Genomic DNA, 15,573 nt, shown 5'->3' with positions numbered 1-15,573 from the left:
GCAAACATTTGAGATCGAATCGTATGAAAAGTTTACTGAAAACGGGCAGGGTATTTAGTTGCATAGCATGGCGTGAAGCCGGCGTTTCTTTTTTCTCAGACTTCCTGTATGCTTGTGATAGATGAAGTTTTTAGCAGGAGGAAAGGATATTGGAGTTATTATTTTTAGGAACGGGAGCAGGCATCCCCGCAAAAACGAGGAATGTCACATCCGTTGCATTGAAGCTTTTAGAAGAAAGGCGGTCTGTTTGGCTGTTTGACTGCGGGGAGGCCACACAGCATCAAATTTTACATACATCGATCAAGCCCAGAAAAATTGAAAAGATTTTTATTACCCATCTTCACGGCGATCATGTATACGGGCTTCCGGGTCTTGTCAGCAGCCGCTCTTTCCAGGGAGGAGAAGGTCCACTGACCGTGTACGGACCGCAAGGAATCAAAACGTTTCTTGAAACGGCGCTTGACGTATCGGGGACGCATGTCACATATCCGCTTGTGATTAAGGAGATTGAAGAAGGGACAGTCTTTGAAGATGACCAGTTTATCGTGACGGCGAGAAGCGTATCTCACGGCATCCCCGCTTTTGGATACCGCGTGCAGGAAAAAGATGTTCCAGGCGCACTTGACGCCGAAGCGCTGAAACAGACCGGAGTCTCGCCTGGCCCTGTTTATCAAAAGCTGAAAAACGGGGAGACGGTCACATTGGAAGATGGCCGGAAGATTCGCGGTGCAGACTTTATCGGACCGCCGAAAAAAGGGCGGATTGTCGCTTTTTCCGGAGATACGAGGCCATGCGAGAATGTGAAGAAGCTTGCCGAAAAAGCCGATGTCCTCATCCATGAAGCAACATTTGCGAAAGGCGACAGGGAGCTTGCCGGAGACTATTATCACAGCACTTCAGAACAAGCGGCGGAAACAGCGCGGGAGGCCTGCGCAAAAGAACTGATTTTAACCCATATCAGTGCAAGATACCAGGGGGAAAACGTGCTTGAACTGGTCAATGAAGCGAAAGCGATCTTTCCTGATACCGTGGCAGCTTTTGACTTTTATGAGCATGAGATCAAAAGAACTTAATTGGCATTCGAAGCTTCTTTGTTCCGGCAATGCGGGACGGGAAGCTTTTTTTGTTGACACGGTTTTAAAATGGTGTATAATAAAGCGTAATCATTACGTTTTGAAAAGGAGGACAACATGAGAGTCAAAATTACATTGGCGTGTACTGAAACAGGGGACCGCAATTATATTACGACAAAAAACAAACGTACAAATCCGGATCGCCTGGAATTGAAAAAATATTCTCCGCGTCTGAAAAGGCACACGATACACCGAGAAACAAAATAACAAAAAACCAGCAGAATGTCTGCTGGTTTTTTTGTTTAATTGGCGGCTTGATAAGCGTATGTTTGCTGCTGTGCGGCATACCACACATCATAGATCGCAAGCTGGACGATGTGGGGCTCATCATGATGGATCAAATGCGAGCTGTTTTTCGCTTGAATCCAGCCGCTTTGATGCGAAAGAGACAGCAGTCTGCTGTGAAGCTTCAGCCACTCGTGATGAGCCTGTTTCGCCGCCTCCGTTCTTTTTCCCGCCGAAAGGACGAGCAAAGGAACCGAACCGAGGTGTTTCTTTTCCTGCTTCAGAATGTCTAGGCTTTGTTGAAAGTCCTCATGGGACCCTTCGATCGAAAACTGTTTGCTGTAGTCTTCTTTTAATGTTTCCGGAAGAAGAGGCAGCACTGTTTCCTCCTGATCTTCACAAGCGGGATCAAGCAGCACCATGCCGATGACTTCATCGCTGTACCGGCTTGCAAACAACCTTGCAATGACGGCGCCGAACGAATGGGCAACAAACAGGTATGGTGGTTTGACGCCTGCTGCTGCAAGCAGCGCTTTTAGTTCCTTCACCATCTGATCCGCTGTTCTTTTGCTGCTGCTCGGCCCGCTGTTGCCAAGGCCTGCACGGTCGTATGCAAACAAGCCGAGATCTTCGTCTATATCGGGTAAAATGGGCTGCCAAGTCTTTGAAGAAGAACCGTAGTCCGCTTCAAAAATAATGGTTGCGTTCTTTTTTCCTTTTCTCTGCTTTGTGTAAAACATGCATCCTTCAACTGTATATATTCTTTCCGTTATGGTCATAGAGGTCATCCTCTCTCTGTATATGGTGTTCTATTAGGAAAGACGCACGAACAAGGATGTTCGTTTCTCACGAGTTTGAAAAAAAGAAATATCCCGCCTTGAGGCGGGATATCAGCAACTTACCAGGCTCTGTCGTACTGAACAGGTCCTTCAATTTTTGTGTTCAGCTGTTTGGCAGCGGTTTTCGGCCAGTATGGATCTCTCAGCAGCTCTCGCGCAACGAAAATGAGATCTGCGCGTCCATTTTGGAGGATTTCCTCAGCTTGAAGGCCGCTTGTGATCAACCCGACTGCACCTGTCTGGATTTCGGCTTGGGCGCGAATTGTATCGGCGAAGCCGACTTGATAGCCCGGGAAGACGTTGATGTCGGCAGGCACGACTGCACCGGAGCTGACATCGATCAAATCAACGCCCTGTTCTTTCATCCATTTGGCGAAACCGACATAATCGGCGACATCAAGGCCTTTTGTTTTGTAGTCTGAAGCTGAAACGCGTACGAACAATGGCCCGTCCCAGACTTCTTTTACAGCGTCGATGACTTCGCGAAGCAGCCTGTAGCGGTTTTCCGGTGATCCTCCATATTCATCCTCGCGTTTGTTGGAAAGCGGTGATAAAAATTCGTTGATCAAATATCCGTGGGCCCCATGAATCTCAATGATGTCAAAGCCGGCGGCTTTCGCGCGTTCAGCTCCTTTTTTGAAAGCCTGAACGGTTTCTTTTATGTCTTCTTTTGTCATTTCAATAGGTGTTCGCGAATTTTCGTCGAAAGGAAGAGCTGAAGGCCCGTAGATTGTACCTTCGACCTCGGCTTTTCTTCCGGCGTGTGCCAGCTGAATCGCCGTTTTGCTGCCGTACGGCTTGATTTGTGACGTTAATGCGGCAAGTCCGTCAATATGCGCGTCATCCCATATACCAAGATCCTGATCGGAGATTCTGCCCTCTGGGGTGACGGCGGTAGCTTCTACCATGATCAGTCCGACTTGTCCGACGGCGCGGGAGATGTAGTGGGTCATGTGGAACGGCTGCACTTTTCCATCCTTTTCATGGGAGGAATACATGCACATCGGCGACATGACAATCCGGTTTTTTAGTGTAACTCCTTTTAAACTCCATGGTGTGAACAGTTTTCGATTACTCAAATTTTTTCGCCTCCCGTAAGTTTTCGCCTCGATTATACCAATTCTGCCCATTCACGTCATATAAACTGCTCAAGTCATTTCCATATGTAAGAATGTTCAGTACAATAAAGTTGTTCACATTCTATTTTTTACTAAATACGATATTTGCATACACCTGCGGAAAACAGCGAAAGAGGGGGTTTGCTTTGTGAAGTGGCAGACAGTGGAAGAACTGAAACAGCTGCTCATTTCTCTAGTTCAATACGAAAGCATCTCAGGCACGGCCGGAGAAGTGGCGCTTGCGAAGTATATGCATGATTTATTAAAAGACCGTTCGTACTTTCAAAAGAATCCTGAATATTTAAAGCTTCACCCGATGGAAGACGGGCGTTATTTTCTAACCGCCCTCGTCAAAAAGGAAGAGAAATCAAATACGGTGCTCCTCTTGAGCCATTTTGACGTGGTCGATACGGCAGACTACGGCGAATTCAAACATACGGCATGCAAAGTCCCAGAACTCATGGATGTATTAAATGATAAAAAAGAACTTTTGCCTGAACGGGTCAGAAGAGACTTGGAAAGCGGCGAGTGGCTGTTTGGAAGGGGAAGCATGGACATGAAAGCGGGTCTTGCTGTTCAATTTTCGATGCTGGAACGGGCGATGAACGGAGAATTTGACGGAAACCTTCTATTAATTACGGTTCCGGACGAAGAAGTCAACTCACAGGGGATGCTTGAAGCCGTACCCGCACTGAAAGCTTTAGAAGAGGAATTTGGCCTTCATTATACATCATGCTTAAATTGTGAGCCGATGTTTGAAAAACATCCGGGAGATCAGAAGCAATACGTCTATTCAGGCAGCATCGGCAAAGCGCTTGCCGGATTTTTCTGCAAAGGGATTGAGACGCATGTCGGCGAGCCGTTTGCAGGGGTGAATGCGAATTTAATGGTGTCCGAAATCAACAGGCTGCTCGAATTAAACGTTGACTATTGCGAAGAAGCGGATGGAGAAGTGACGCCTCCCCCGGCCAATCTGATGCAAAAAGATTTGAAGGAAGCGTACTCGGTTCAGACTCCTCACGCAGCGGTGTCGCTCTTTAATGTGCTGATGATGGAGCGTTCCGCCGCCGAGCTCCATCACATGCTGCTTGACACAGCCAAGGAAGCGGCCGCCAATATTCAAACAAATATTGAGCGTAAAACGGCCGAATATCAGCGATTTGAAGCATTCACGCCAATGAATCCGACCGTTTCCGTGCTGACGTTTGAGGAGCTGTGGAACAAAGCAAAGGAAAAGGCCGGGAAGTCCGAGGCGGAGCGCATACTCAACTTTGCATTTGCCAACAGGGGGAAGCTTGGAGACCGCGATTTTTCAACGAAAATCGTGTCTGAATTGGCTTCGCTCTGCAAAGAAGATGCTCCGATGATCGTTCTGTTTTACAGTCCGCCGTTTTATCCGGCTGTTTCTTCAAAGGACGATCCTTTGATCCGAAAGGTGATGAAAGATGTGAAACAGTATGCGGCCGACAGGTACGGTATTGAATTTACAGAAGTCCAATATTTTCCCGGCCTGTCCGATTTAAGCTACCTTCAGCTGCAAAAGCAGTCTGTCGATGCGTTCACATCCAATATGCCGCTGTTTCAACACGGCTATTCATTGCCTAAAGGACGAGAAAACGCACTGTTTGTGCCGGTCATCAATATCGGGCCGGCCGGCAAAGACCCTCATAAATGGACGGAACGCCTCCATGTGCCGTTTTCATTCGGAAAGCTGCCCGATATCCTTCGGCTGGCGATACACAAGCTTCTCTAAGTATACGGACGGGGCCGCTTGGGGAAAAATCGGGAACAAGCGAAACGCTGTCTCCCGATTTTTTTAAATTTTGGCCGCAAACATATCCCTGATTTCCGCAGAACGATTCGCCGCTTCTTTGACGCAGGATATGACGATCTGTTCAAATTGTTGGTCGTCAAGCACCCGAAGGCCTGCTTCTGTTGTCCCTCCGGCGCTTGTAATCTCTTTTCTCATGACAGAAGGGTTCCTGCCGGTTTCAAGCATTTGAGCTGCACCTGACATCATATCGATAATCAGCTGTTTCGCCGTTTCTTCAGGAAGTCCCAATTCCGCAGCTGACGCCAGCAGGGCTTCGACAAATCGATAAACAAAAGCGGGGCCGCTTCCGGCTACTGCTGTCACCGCATCAAGGGCAGATTCCTCAACGATTGCAACGCTTCCGATTGTCGCAAAGAGGTCAGCTGCTTCCCGCATCTGCTCTTTCGTCACGAGCGGGCTTGCCGCAAAGGCTGTGGCTGATTTTTGAATGGAGGCCGATGTATTCGGCATGGCCCTTACAACTGGCAGATCAAGCCCGGCGTAGTGCTGGATCGTGCGAATCGGAATGCCTGCAAGGACTGAAATCAGCAGCTGATCTTTTCGCAAATAGGGGCGGAGTGCGGCCATTCCGGCCGCCGCGTCCTTCGGCTTCATCGCCAAAACGAGTGTATCCGAACGGGCGGCGACTTTTGCCGTATCGGCTTCTCCGCACACCCCGTATGTCTCGCTTAACTCACGAAGTCTGGCCGTATTCGACTGATTCGTAACGAATATCGCTTCCGGCTCCATCGCACCGCTTTTGACAAGCCCCTTAATCATCGCTTCAGCCATCGAACCGGCTCCGATAAATCCCATTCGTTTCATTATGAATTCCTCCTTCTAAAAAACAAAAAAACCTTTCCGTCTTCACAAAGGACGAAAAGGTTTCGCGGTACCACCTTCATTAGCATATAAATGCTCAGCTCTTGCCCCGTAACGCGGGATACGTTTAGGTTTGCCTAAGCGCTCTGAGGGCAGGTTCAACATGCAAGCGGGCTGTGAAATCTTTCAGCCGTGGATTTCACTCTCTTTCACCATTGCTTGTTTACTATTCCTCTTCATTGCGTCTTCAATCATTTACCTGCATATATTTGTTGTTCATTATGCTATGAGGAATGATGAAATGTCAACAGGCATTTGAAGCAAAAATGACATGCGCGGGAGAAAAAGGTAAAATATGATCAACATCAATTCGCAGGATGAGGAGAATCAAACGATGAAAGACGCAAGAATCATTCCTATTTCACTGCCGACTCCGTTTGCAGTCGGAGACGTCAACATTTATTTGGTCAGAGGCGAGGCGCTGACTCTGGTCGATGCCGGGCCCAACACAAAGGAGGCGGCCGCCGTTTTGAAGAAAGAGCTGGCCGGCCAGGGACTGTCATTAAACGATATTGACCAGGTCGTTCTGACCCATCATCACGCTGATCACGCCGGACTGCTGGACGAATTCCCCGCAGGGGTCAACATCATCGGCCATCCGTTCAATGAACCGTATATCAGCCAAAATCCCGATTTTATTGAAAAACAAAAGGCCTTTTTTACATACCTGTATCAGCGATTCGGCGTTCCCGGCGATATGAAGCCGCCGGGGCTTACGGTAAAAGCGTCGTACCGGTTTTCCTGTAATCGGACTTTGACAGAGACCGTTTCAGAAGGCGCGCAAATTGACGGGCTTGAAGGGTGGAGGGTTCTTGAGACGCCCGGACACGCCGCTTCACATATTGTCCTTTATCATGAGGAGCTTGGAAGCATGCTCGGAGGAGACTTGCTGTTAAAGCCGTCTTCTTCAAATCCGCTTCTTGAAGTGCCGCAAAAAGGAGAAAGGCGCCCGACTCCGCTGCTGGACTATTTGAAATCGCTCGGCAGGCTGCGGGAGCTTCCGCTCAACATTATTTATCCCGGCCACGGGGAGGACATCACAAAAGTGAATGAGCTTGTCGCCAAAAGGCTGGAAAAGCAGCGAAACAGAGCCGAAGAGGTGTACCGCATCCTTACTGAAAAACCGCATTCACCTTATCAGATATGTCAAAAACTGTTCCCTGCAGTCTATGAAAAAGAGCTGTTCTTAACGATGTCAGAAACGATTGGGCAGCTTGACGATTTGGAATCCCAAGGGAGGATCGGTGCAGAAACGGCCGATGGAATCGAGTACTATTACGCAAAGTAGGTGACGAACATGCAGCAAAAGTTGAAAGAGCAAAACGTGATGATTACAGGGGCTTCAGGAGGACTTGGGGAACGGATCGCATACCATGCCGCCAAGGAAGGAGCCGAGGTCATTCTGGCTGCGCGCAGAAAAGACCGCCTCATGGCTTTGAAGCAAAACATCGCCGATGAAACCGGTGCAAAATGCCGCATAATCGCATTGGACGTCAGCCGGACGGATGACATAAAAGCGGCGTTCCAAGAGGCCGGTCCGGTTGATATTCTTGTGAACAACGCGGGATTCGGTATTTTCGAAAACGCGCTTGACGCTTCCCTTGAAGATATGAAAGCGATGTTTGAGGTCAACGTATTCGGTCTGATCGCCTGCACGAAAATGGCACTCCCGCATATGATCAGGCAAGACAAAGGCCATATTATCAACATCGCCTCGCAAGCGGGCAAATTAGCGACGCCCAAGTCAAGCCTTTATGCGGCAACAAAGCATGCTGTGCTCGGGTATTCAAACAGCTTGAGAATGGAGCTTGCCGAAACGAGGGTCAACGTGACAACGGTCAATCCTGGACCGATTCAAACCGACTTTTTTAAGACGGCCGATAAAAGAGGGGATTATGTCAAAAGCGTCGAGAGATGGATGCTTGATCCGGATCAGGTTGCTAAGAAAGTCGTCTCGGCAATGATGACGAACAAGCGAGAAATTAATCTTCCAGGCTGGATGAACGGCGTCAGCAAACTCTATCAGCTCTTCCCAGCCCTGGTTGAACGAGCAGGCCGGAGCGCTTTCTATAAAAAATGATCGTCTCTGAAAGGAACGGTTTCTAGACTAAAGAGAAAGCTAGAAAGTGTCAGTGGTCCTGATGAATTTGTTGAAATTGCAAAAGAGATTGGAATTGAGAATCTGACAGAATAGCAGCAGAATTATTATTTATACACTATAAATAGAAAAAACAAAAACAAAGTGGAATCATGGGGCACATCAATAGGGGTATTGAAGAAGGATAAATTTGTAAGAAATTTTAAAGATATTAAAAATCTACTTGTCCAAATTGCTGTCCACCAACTAGCCTTGTCATTAACAACATGACTACTTTTTTCAGGGATTGATGAAGCATCACCCAGAAGTTAAAAATCCATATTGTGGTCGATATGTTTTGAAGACTCATAAGGTCGAAGAGAAGTCCTTTTAAAAGGGCTTTTTTTATGTGTAATTTTTTTGATTACATTTTGGATAGTCATAATAGAACTTACATTCGGAATGAGGTGAATAATTTTGAGAGCCTGTAATTTCGAACTTGAAAATGCCATTCATGAAAAAATTATAATTGCCTCTGTGTCCATGCGATAGAACAAGAATTTATAAAGCTGAAGCAAGTGGCAACAAGAAAATAGAGGAACATTATCAGCTCAAATTAAAAGAACTGTTTTCCCAAAGAAAATAAACGATTATTTGAGAAAAGAAAATGTCAAAATACAAGAGGTTGTTATGTGATGGCATGTTTGTAAAATATCCATATTATATTAGGAGCAAGGAAGGGGGCATAAAAGAAGGGGAGGCGATGTATTGGAAAGCTGCCTTAAAATTGCAGATGATAAGGAAACTAAATCATCTTTGAGATGCGAGTATCTCATGTTTTAGGTAGCCAAAAAAGCAGAGATGTGGAAACACCTCTGCCATTCATTTTATGCAGCAGCAGTTTGATAATAAGCGATTATCCCTACCGCTAATAATACAATCATTACTGCCAGAATAGACCACAAGATGGTTTTTGCTTTTTTGGACATTGGTTTCACCTCACAGTCGCCGATTAATCAAGCCTGGTTTTTTTGTAAGTCCTCTTTCCATTTTTGTCGCCAACAGCTTTAAGATGCACATTCCCTAATTGCACCGCAAAATCTTTAAGTGGCCCAATCCGATAAAAGAAGCTTCCTGTGACAGCTGCCTTATTGTCACCTGTTACCCAAGCATTTTTGCCACCTGGGTTTAATTCTGTTCTGACGACAGGATTCCAGTTTCGAACGACATAAGCGCTACTAGAGTTAATTTTTTTCACTTTACCTTTAGTAACACTATAGTTTACTGAGACCCTATATGTAGTTACAGGTGCTCCAAAAAATTTAACTGAATCTGTGTAAGAAACTGACTTATTTGCTTGAGGTTTCGCAATAATATCCTCTTCTTCATTTACTTCTGTATTTACAGTTAAAGCATTTGTGTCAAACTTGGTAAGATTGTCAACAAACTTCTGTTGACCTTCTTTCGGCATCGCCTTAAATTGGTTTAATACATTTTGTGCATCAAACACTGCGGAAGAAACATATTCTGGTGAAACTCCACCATTTATGGCATCTTCTTCACTATAGTTGGCCAGGTAATTGATATAGTCCTCTATAGTGTATTTAAACGCTGTATCGTTGGCGTGGACCTCTGCGGCCGATATTTGACTTGGCATCGTCAATCCAATTGTAGCAAAAACAGCAACAAAAAACAGGATCAATTTCCTCATTTTTCCTCTCCCTCTCAAGCTTTTTTCCAAGGATTATGACCTACACCGTATCACCTATACTTCTGATTAATTTGCCCCTATATCCACCCCCTTTACCTAAAGGTTAACAAACAATACTCCAAAAATAAACAGTTTTTGATTAAAATAGGTAATTAAATATCAATATTTTGAAAATATGTCAGTATTAAAGTCTTGATCCGATTTCAGTGAATGTGGTAAATGTCTAGCAATCTTGACATATATGAAATTATTTCAAATCAAAACCATGATTGACTAATGACAAATATATGGATATTGTATTAAAATGAATAACTGTAAAATTGAGGTATTGATGTAAGGGGGACAAAAATATGCAGAAAAGCAACAGCTTGTGGCAAAAAAACTTCACCTTTTTATTCGGCTCCAAAATGGTGAAGATAACCGCAGACAGTTTTGCGTTTAGCACTATTCTGTGGTTTTTAATTTTAGATGGCAAGGGGGCTATCGGTACTGCTTTTTTGATATCTGTAAGCTTTCTTCCTCAAGCGATTTTGGGGCCGATCATCACGCCACTGATGAAAACAGCTACATTAAAGTTCTGGATGTTCTTCTCAGATTTGACCAGAGCATCAATAATGCTAATCATTCCAATATGTTATTTTAATGGCTTTTCTCCTTTGTGGTTTATTATATTTCTAATGCTTATACATTCTGCAACAGGAGCTTTATATGATCCAGCTTCTGTATCCTTAATTCCGAAAATTGTGAAAGAGGATATTATCCAAAAAGCCAATGCAACAATTCAGTCATCTGGCCAAGTTGTAAGATTGGCCGCGGTAACACAGCTTGGTATTGGTAGGTGTTGACTCCAAATATTAAACCGAGAATTATTAACCCAATCCCAATAAGCCCTTTGAATCTCTCCATATTCCCCTCCCTTTTTCCTTCCTCTTTTTCCATTTTTTATTTTACTTCCCTTTCCATTAAAACTCAAGGCGTTTTAACACAATTAGGAATTAAAACCAATATACTCCTTCAATATATCATGAGTATTTAAACTCTGGGATTAGCCATCTAAACAATAGCCCATTGTTAGATCTTATAGATCAAAAGTTCTTTCAGGAAAGTTTGCATAGATTTAGGTTAAGTTTACAAAGAAAGAGATCAATTGTTAAGATCTGATCTCTTTCTTTTAACATAATGTCAGCTAATATAATTCTTAGGATTTCACATACAGCATTTTTATTAGAAACAACATAGTCGCATTTGCTGCTTGCAGCATAGTCTATGTTGGCCCGATCAAGAGTGCACGGATCTCCTCTTTATTCCTATCTTGTTGAATTTTCGTGACTCCAGATCTTGTAAAGGGGTATGTATAAAGATCCCAAACAGTTTAGTCTCTTGAATAGCCCTCTATTTTTTTAATTCCTTCGGAACGGAATCGTCCGTTTCTTTTTTATTTGCATTTTTTTAGATGATCTCCTGTCAGAGAGGCTCAAAATATCATATAAAGACAGGGAGACTTTGTCCCTCTTCAAACCGCTGCACCGAACCTGTGCTTCCTTCTATAGGCTTTGCTTGATCTGAAGGCACCTGTCCCGTCTGAGGCAATCGATATAAAAATACTGTATGCCGAAAGATTCCGTGCTTCCGGGAACACGTGCCGGCCGCTGATGAAAAATAAGGTAAAGGTCGCTTTCGTTATGCTGTTCTTCTTATATAAAATGGCAACTGGGTGACGAAAAGGAGTAATATTTTACCATTTATTGAAATTCTCTCATCCCGGCCGAAACATGATATCACGTGATACTCGCAACAAAATACACGATAAAAGGAGTTTCTTAACGGTGCAGGAAGAATGGAACCCATTGATGAAAAATCGTTGCATCATCTGGTTAGTCACGGGGATTTGCTTAACGGTCATCTTTCAATTTCCGCTGCAGAGCGTCGCTTCATCTGCAGACAAATACGCCAATTTTGCCGAGCTTGCCGAACATGAAACAGAAGGAGAAGATTATCAAATCGAATATACAGACATGGGCACCGAACTGCTGATTCTTTCGCCGCACGGCGGAGGAATCGAAGGAGGTGTCAGTGAACTTGTCCGCGCCTTCAGCGCCGATTATTCCACTTACTTATTCGAAGGAATCAAACCCTCGCAAAACTGGGATCTTCACATCACAAGCAATCATTTTGATGAACCGCAGGCCGTCAAAGCGGTCAAAGAGCACAAGTATACGCTGGCTTTTCATGGATATCATGACATCGTTGAACATACGCTTGTGGGAGGAACGGATACCGGAGGGGCGAAAGCGATTGTCAGAGCGCTGCACAACCAAGGTTTTTCAGCGGAGCTGGTCAGCCCAAGCCACCGGCTTGCAGGGGGAAATCCCGAAAATATCAATAATCAATGCAAAACAGGTCAAAGCATTCAATTGGAAATCAGCACGCCTCAACGAGAGGCTTTTTTTTCGGAGTTCGGCCTGTGGACGCGGGCAAGTTCTAAAAATGAGACGTTCCAAACGTATGTCTCAGCTGTTAAAGAAGTTTTGGAAACGCGGTATAAATAAGATTGTATATTTGGGTCACATTAAAACTAAAGACATTTAAGAGGGTGAGTATGTTGATCTATATATACAACTGTTACGGCGGCACTCATTCTTCTGCACTTGCCGCCGCTTATCATCTGAAAAAGCTCCCATTCAGCAGAAAACCGTCGAAAAACGAAATTTTAAGTACCGACTGTTTTAATCAATTAAGTCCGAAGGAAATGGGGAAATTAATCTTTCACGGTCTTGATGAAGAAGGCCACCAGGTGTACACGATCGGCAGAGGATCATCAAAAGCGGTCATTCCAGCCATGCTGGGCGTTTTTGAGCTGTTTGAAAAAAACGGAAAACTGCAGGAAAAAGTCGTTTTTTCAAACACGTCTCCGACTGTGCCCATTGCGATGACATTCGGCGGTTTATTTTCAAGAAGGCTGAAAATCGATCCGATCGGGGTTCCTTTGCTGGTGCTCGGAGCGCAGCAGGCATACAAAGACATCATCAAACTGGTGCAGCAAACAAAAGACCGTTCAAAAACGACTTCTTCGGTGATCGAAGTGCTGGATAACAATTTCATAAAAAAATGAACATCTAAACAGCTTCCAGTATGATGAGTCTTTCGGCTTCCATATTGGAAGCGTTTTTTTATTTTTTAAATATAGTAATTGTTTTTTAAAAAGGACATTTTCTAAAAAATTGAATATAAGATAGAGGATATTGTTGAAATAGGACGAATCTATAACCTTAGAATTACTTTTCATAAATTTACTTCTTTGTAAATTTGAAGGGTAGAGATCAAGGATTTCCCTTCCACTTTGCTAGAGAATACTATCTGAAAGAAGAAACGGGGGGTTAAAAAGACGGCTGCAATCGTTATGAGAAGCAGCGATTTTATATTGGGAAATTCAATCTGTGACACTTTAAATGATAGAAGTGTAGTTTTGAAAATGAAAATCAGCGTGATAAGAGGCGGAAAATTAGAATGATGTTCTTTTTTTAGAATAACAAATGGAGCCGTCTGTCTCAATACAAATTAGGAGGCGCCTATGAAAAAAATGTTTTCTATTTTTCAAAATAAAAATTATGCGCTGCTGTTCTTCGCATCCTTTACCTCACAAATGGGAGGGATCATCGGACTCACTGCCCTCTTGTTTTACCTGCTAGACCGTTTTTCCAATCAGCCTGCATATGCCACAATGACCGAGCTGATGCTGTCATTGCCTACATTGGCTGTATTTTTCCTCGTCGGTGTTTTCGCGGATAAGTTTGACCGGCAGAAAATCGCCAAAAACTGCGATTGGATCTGTATGGGACTATCGATTGTATTACTGCTGTCTCTCTATCTTGAATGGATGCCGTTTACATTTGCCGTTCTTTTTTTAAGAAATGCCGTTAAAAGTTTTTTCACCCCTGCCCAAACTTCTCTTATTCAAGGAATATTATCTGAAAACGAATATTCGCTGGCCGTCGGATTGAATCAAATGGTAGCCAGTTTATTTATGCTGTTCGGAAACGGGCTTGGCGTATTTTGTTATTGGACGCTTGGAGTTGAAGGAGCCGTTATGGTTGATGCAGCCAGCTTCGCACTGAGCGGGCTTTTAATTCAAGCCTGCCGGATTTCCGATGCCGTCCGCATGCCAAATGGAAAACATTCCATTAGACAGCTGAATATCGCTGGTATATGGAAAGATTTCACACTTGGTTTTACTTATATTCTCAACCATAAATTGCTGCTTGCCCTCGTGTCCGGATTCGTCCTTTTCGGAGTTGTCAATGGGGGGCTCTCGGTCATGCAGGTGTTTATATTAAAATACAAGCTTGCACCTGTAAACTATGAAGAGATGTCGATTGTACTCGGCATTGTTTTCGGTGCGGGGTTTTTGGCGGGGAGCATCGCCGCATCCTTGCTTTCTCAAAAATTGAAGCTTTATCAACTTTTGATCCTAGCGCTGATTGTTTGCGGATGTGCCACGATTTCCGGCTCCCTGGTTAAAAGTTTGTGGCTGTATATGGTCTGCTCCTGCTTTATCGCGGTTTCGCTTCCAAGCATCAACGTTGCCATCGGAGGGTGGATACCAAACATCGTCAATCCGAAAATGATGGGTAGGGTGCAGGGATGGATTCATCCGCTTATGATGCTCTCACAGTCGCTGACCCTTCTGTTTATTGCGTGGCTTTACCCGGCATGGATCGCGCTTGAAAGCCTGTATTGGCTAGTCGGGGGAAGCCTGATTGCTGTTGGCGTTTTCTACATGATTATCCTTCCGAAGTTTTTAGCGCTGAATCGGACGGCTGACGTATCTGTCGATTAACGGCTTATTCACCAAAAAATATCTACAACGAAAGGGAATGATAGAAATGAAATTATTTTGCCTGCCTTACGCCGGCGGATCCGAATCTGCATTTTATTCCTGGAAAGGCCATATGCAGCCCGACATTGAGATTTGTCCGATTCAGCTGAAGGGAAGGGGCCGGCGTTTCAACGAGCCTTGTTACGAAAGCCTTGAAGAAGCAGTTCAAGACATTTTTGAGCAGGTTCAAGCTGAACGAAAAGGTGACGACTACGCTCTTTTTGGGCACAGCATGGGAAGCCTTTTGGCATATGAACTTTACTATCAAATGAGCGGGGCGGGGGCTGAAAAACCGGTTCACATTTTTTTCTCGGGCTATAAAGCGCCAAAGAGGATCAGAAAGAAAGAAAAACTGCATACCTTGCCCAATCCTATTTTTAAGAAAAAAATTGTCGAGCTCGGGGGAACACCTGAGGAGCTCATCAATCATGAAGAGCTATTTGAATTGTTTATCCCCATTCTCAAAAGCGACTTTAAAATGGTAGAAAACTATATCTATCAAGAAAGAAACAGCAAAATAGATTGCGACATTACCGTTCTCAACGGAAAAGAAGACGCTATGAGCAAGGAAGATGTATCCGATTGGAAACATCATACTTCAGGACACTTTACAGCCTACTACTTTGAGGGGAATCATTTCTTTTTGCACCATCACGTTGAAAAGATCACCGGCATCATCAATTATTCACTGACAGCCAGCCGGACGTTTTAACCTACGATTTCGGCGAGATTCAAGCCCGGGTCTAATCTATTTTTCCTTCCTCCGCCGCTTCGAAAATTACTTTTATTATAATCGGAACAGTGTTTTTTAGGTCTTTTGATCTGGTTGCTGTTTATCTTGTCTCATAAATACGTGTTTCGACAATGTAAAATATAAAATATCCAATTCATAAAAAATT

At 44.3% G+C, this 15,573-nt stretch carries 13 protein-coding genes, 1 pseudogene and 1 other annotated feature; of the genes and pseudogenes, 10 read left to right on the top strand and 4 right to left on the bottom strand.

The annotated features are described in order from the left end of the window. Positions 1 to 149 precede the first annotated feature (149 nt). Positions 150 to 1,073, top strand: a complete 924-nt coding sequence (gene rnz / locus CP943_RS13270) for a ribonuclease Z (RefSeq protein WP_025811189.1) — start codon at positions 150 to 152, stop codon at positions 1,071 to 1,073. A 117-nt stretch (positions 1,074 to 1,190) separates the two neighbouring features. Beyond that, on the top strand, positions 1,191 to 1,340 hold the full coding sequence (gene rpmG, locus CP943_RS13265; RefSeq protein WP_003183271.1) for a 50S ribosomal protein L33: 150 nt from the start codon (positions 1,191 to 1,193) through the stop codon (positions 1,338 to 1,340). Positions 1,341 to 1,375: 35 nt separating this feature from the next. On the opposite strand, the gene CP943_RS13260 is transcribed toward rpmG, so the two are convergent. Continuing rightward, on the bottom strand, positions 1,376 to 2,137 hold the full coding sequence (locus CP943_RS13260; RefSeq protein ID WP_033155092.1) for an alpha/beta fold hydrolase: 762 nt from the start codon (positions 2,135 to 2,137) through the stop codon (positions 1,376 to 1,378). Between the two features lie 119 nt (positions 2,138 to 2,256). Then, entirely contained in the window at positions 2,257 to 3,327 is a 1,071-nt protein-coding gene (gene namA / locus CP943_RS13255; protein WP_095291163.1) for an NADPH dehydrogenase NamA, read from the bottom strand. A 136-nt stretch (positions 3,328 to 3,463) separates the two neighbouring features. Between namA and CP943_RS13250 the strand changes: the two genes are divergently transcribed. Then, positions 3,464 to 5,068: a M20/M25/M40 family metallo-hydrolase gene (locus CP943_RS13250; RefSeq protein ID WP_023855137.1), complete on the top strand. Its 1,605-nt coding sequence runs from the start codon at positions 3,464 to 3,466 to the stop codon at positions 5,066 to 5,068. A gap of 63 nt (positions 5,069 to 5,131) precedes the next feature. On the opposite strand, the gene proC is transcribed toward CP943_RS13250, so the two are convergent. After that, positions 5,132 to 5,953, bottom strand: a complete 822-nt coding sequence (gene proC, locus CP943_RS13245; protein ID WP_023855136.1) for a pyrroline-5-carboxylate reductase — start codon at positions 5,951 to 5,953, stop codon at positions 5,132 to 5,134. 44 nt (positions 5,954 to 5,997) lie between these two features. Further along, positions 5,998 to 6,199, bottom strand: a binding site (T-box leader). 145 nt (positions 6,200 to 6,344) lie between these two features. On the opposite strand from proC, the gene CP943_RS13240 reads away from it, so the two are divergent. Together CP943_RS13240 and CP943_RS13235 are read left to right on the top strand one after the other, a co-directional pair. Further along, entirely contained in the window at positions 6,345 to 7,298 is a 954-nt protein-coding gene (locus CP943_RS13240; RefSeq protein ID WP_023855135.1) for an MBL fold metallo-hydrolase, read from the top strand. Between the two features lie 9 nt (positions 7,299 to 7,307). Beyond that, on the top strand, positions 7,308 to 8,090 hold the full coding sequence (locus CP943_RS13235; protein WP_025811193.1) for an SDR family NAD(P)-dependent oxidoreductase: 783 nt from the start codon (positions 7,308 to 7,310) through the stop codon (positions 8,088 to 8,090). 1,009 nt (positions 8,091 to 9,099) lie between these two features. On the opposite strand, the gene CP943_RS13220 is transcribed toward CP943_RS13235, so the two are convergent. Beyond that, positions 9,100 to 9,798 carry a hypothetical protein gene (locus CP943_RS13220; RefSeq protein ID WP_095291176.1) on the bottom strand — a complete coding sequence of 233 codons (699 nt, stop codon included), beginning with the start codon at positions 9,796 to 9,798 and terminating at the stop codon, positions 9,100 to 9,102. Positions 9,799 to 10,148: 350 nt separating this feature from the next. Between CP943_RS13220 and CP943_RS13215 the strand changes: the two are divergent. The 5 genes and pseudogenes from CP943_RS13215 to CP943_RS13190 form a co-directional block, all read left to right on the top strand. Beyond that, a pseudogene (locus CP943_RS13215) lies at positions 10,149 to 10,631 on the top strand (MFS transporter); the annotation flags it as partial. Positions 10,632 to 11,624: 993 nt separating this feature from the next. Next, the gene (locus CP943_RS13205) at positions 11,625 to 12,347 is read left to right on the top strand and encodes a poly-gamma-glutamate hydrolase family protein (protein WP_105981067.1); all 723 of its coding nucleotides are present in this window, start codon (positions 11,625 to 11,627) and stop codon (positions 12,345 to 12,347) included. A gap of 53 nt (positions 12,348 to 12,400) precedes the next feature. Then, entirely contained in the window at positions 12,401 to 12,910 is a 510-nt protein-coding gene (locus tag CP943_RS13200) for a DUF3189 family protein (protein WP_023855132.1), read from the top strand. A gap of 459 nt (positions 12,911 to 13,369) precedes the next feature. After that, on the top strand, positions 13,370 to 14,635 hold the full coding sequence (locus CP943_RS13195) for an MFS transporter (protein WP_095291177.1): 1,266 nt from the start codon (positions 13,370 to 13,372) through the stop codon (positions 14,633 to 14,635). Between the two features lie 46 nt (positions 14,636 to 14,681). Further along, positions 14,682 to 15,386: a thioesterase II family protein gene (locus CP943_RS13190; protein WP_095291179.1), complete on the top strand. Its 705-nt coding sequence runs from the start codon at positions 14,682 to 14,684 to the stop codon at positions 15,384 to 15,386. The last annotated feature ends 187 nt before the right edge of the window (positions 15,387 to 15,573 follow it).

The sequence above is a fragment of the Bacillus paralicheniformis genome (assembly GCF_002993925.1).
GTDB lineage: Bacteria > Bacillota > Bacilli > Bacillales > Bacillaceae > Bacillus > Bacillus paralicheniformis.
Note: the sequence above shows the minus strand (reverse complement) of the source record. Positions and strands in the feature narration are given on the sequence as shown.

Bases quoted from the DNA above. Each gene is read 5' to 3' on its own strand.
- proC (WP_023855136.1), bottom strand. From the start codon at position 5,953: ATGAAACGAATGGGATTTATCGGAGCCGGTTCGATGGCTGAAGCGATG.
- rpmG (WP_003183271.1), top strand. From the start codon at position 1,191: ATGAGAGTCAAAATTACATTGGCGTGTACTGAAACAGGGGACCGCAAT.
- CP943_RS13240 (WP_023855135.1), top strand. From the start codon at position 6,345: ATGAAAGACGCAAGAATCATTCCTATTTCACTGCCGACTCCGTTTGCA.
- namA (WP_095291163.1), bottom strand. From the start codon at position 3,327: ATGGGCAGAATTGGTATAATCGAGGCGAAAACTTACGGGAGGCGAAAA.
- CP943_RS13220 (WP_095291176.1), bottom strand. From the start codon at position 9,798: ATGAGGAAATTGATCCTGTTTTTTGTTGCTGTTTTTGCTACAATTGGA.
- CP943_RS13235 (WP_025811193.1), top strand. From the start codon at position 7,308: ATGCAGCAAAAGTTGAAAGAGCAAAACGTGATGATTACAGGGGCTTCA.
- CP943_RS13190 (WP_095291179.1), top strand. From the start codon at position 14,682: ATGAAATTATTTTGCCTGCCTTACGCCGGCGGATCCGAATCTGCATTT.
- CP943_RS13195 (WP_095291177.1), top strand. From the start codon at position 13,370: ATGAAAAAAATGTTTTCTATTTTTCAAAATAAAAATTATGCGCTGCTG.
- CP943_RS13260 (WP_033155092.1), bottom strand. From the start codon at position 2,137: ATGACCATAACGGAAAGAATATATACAGTTGAAGGATGCATGTTTTAC.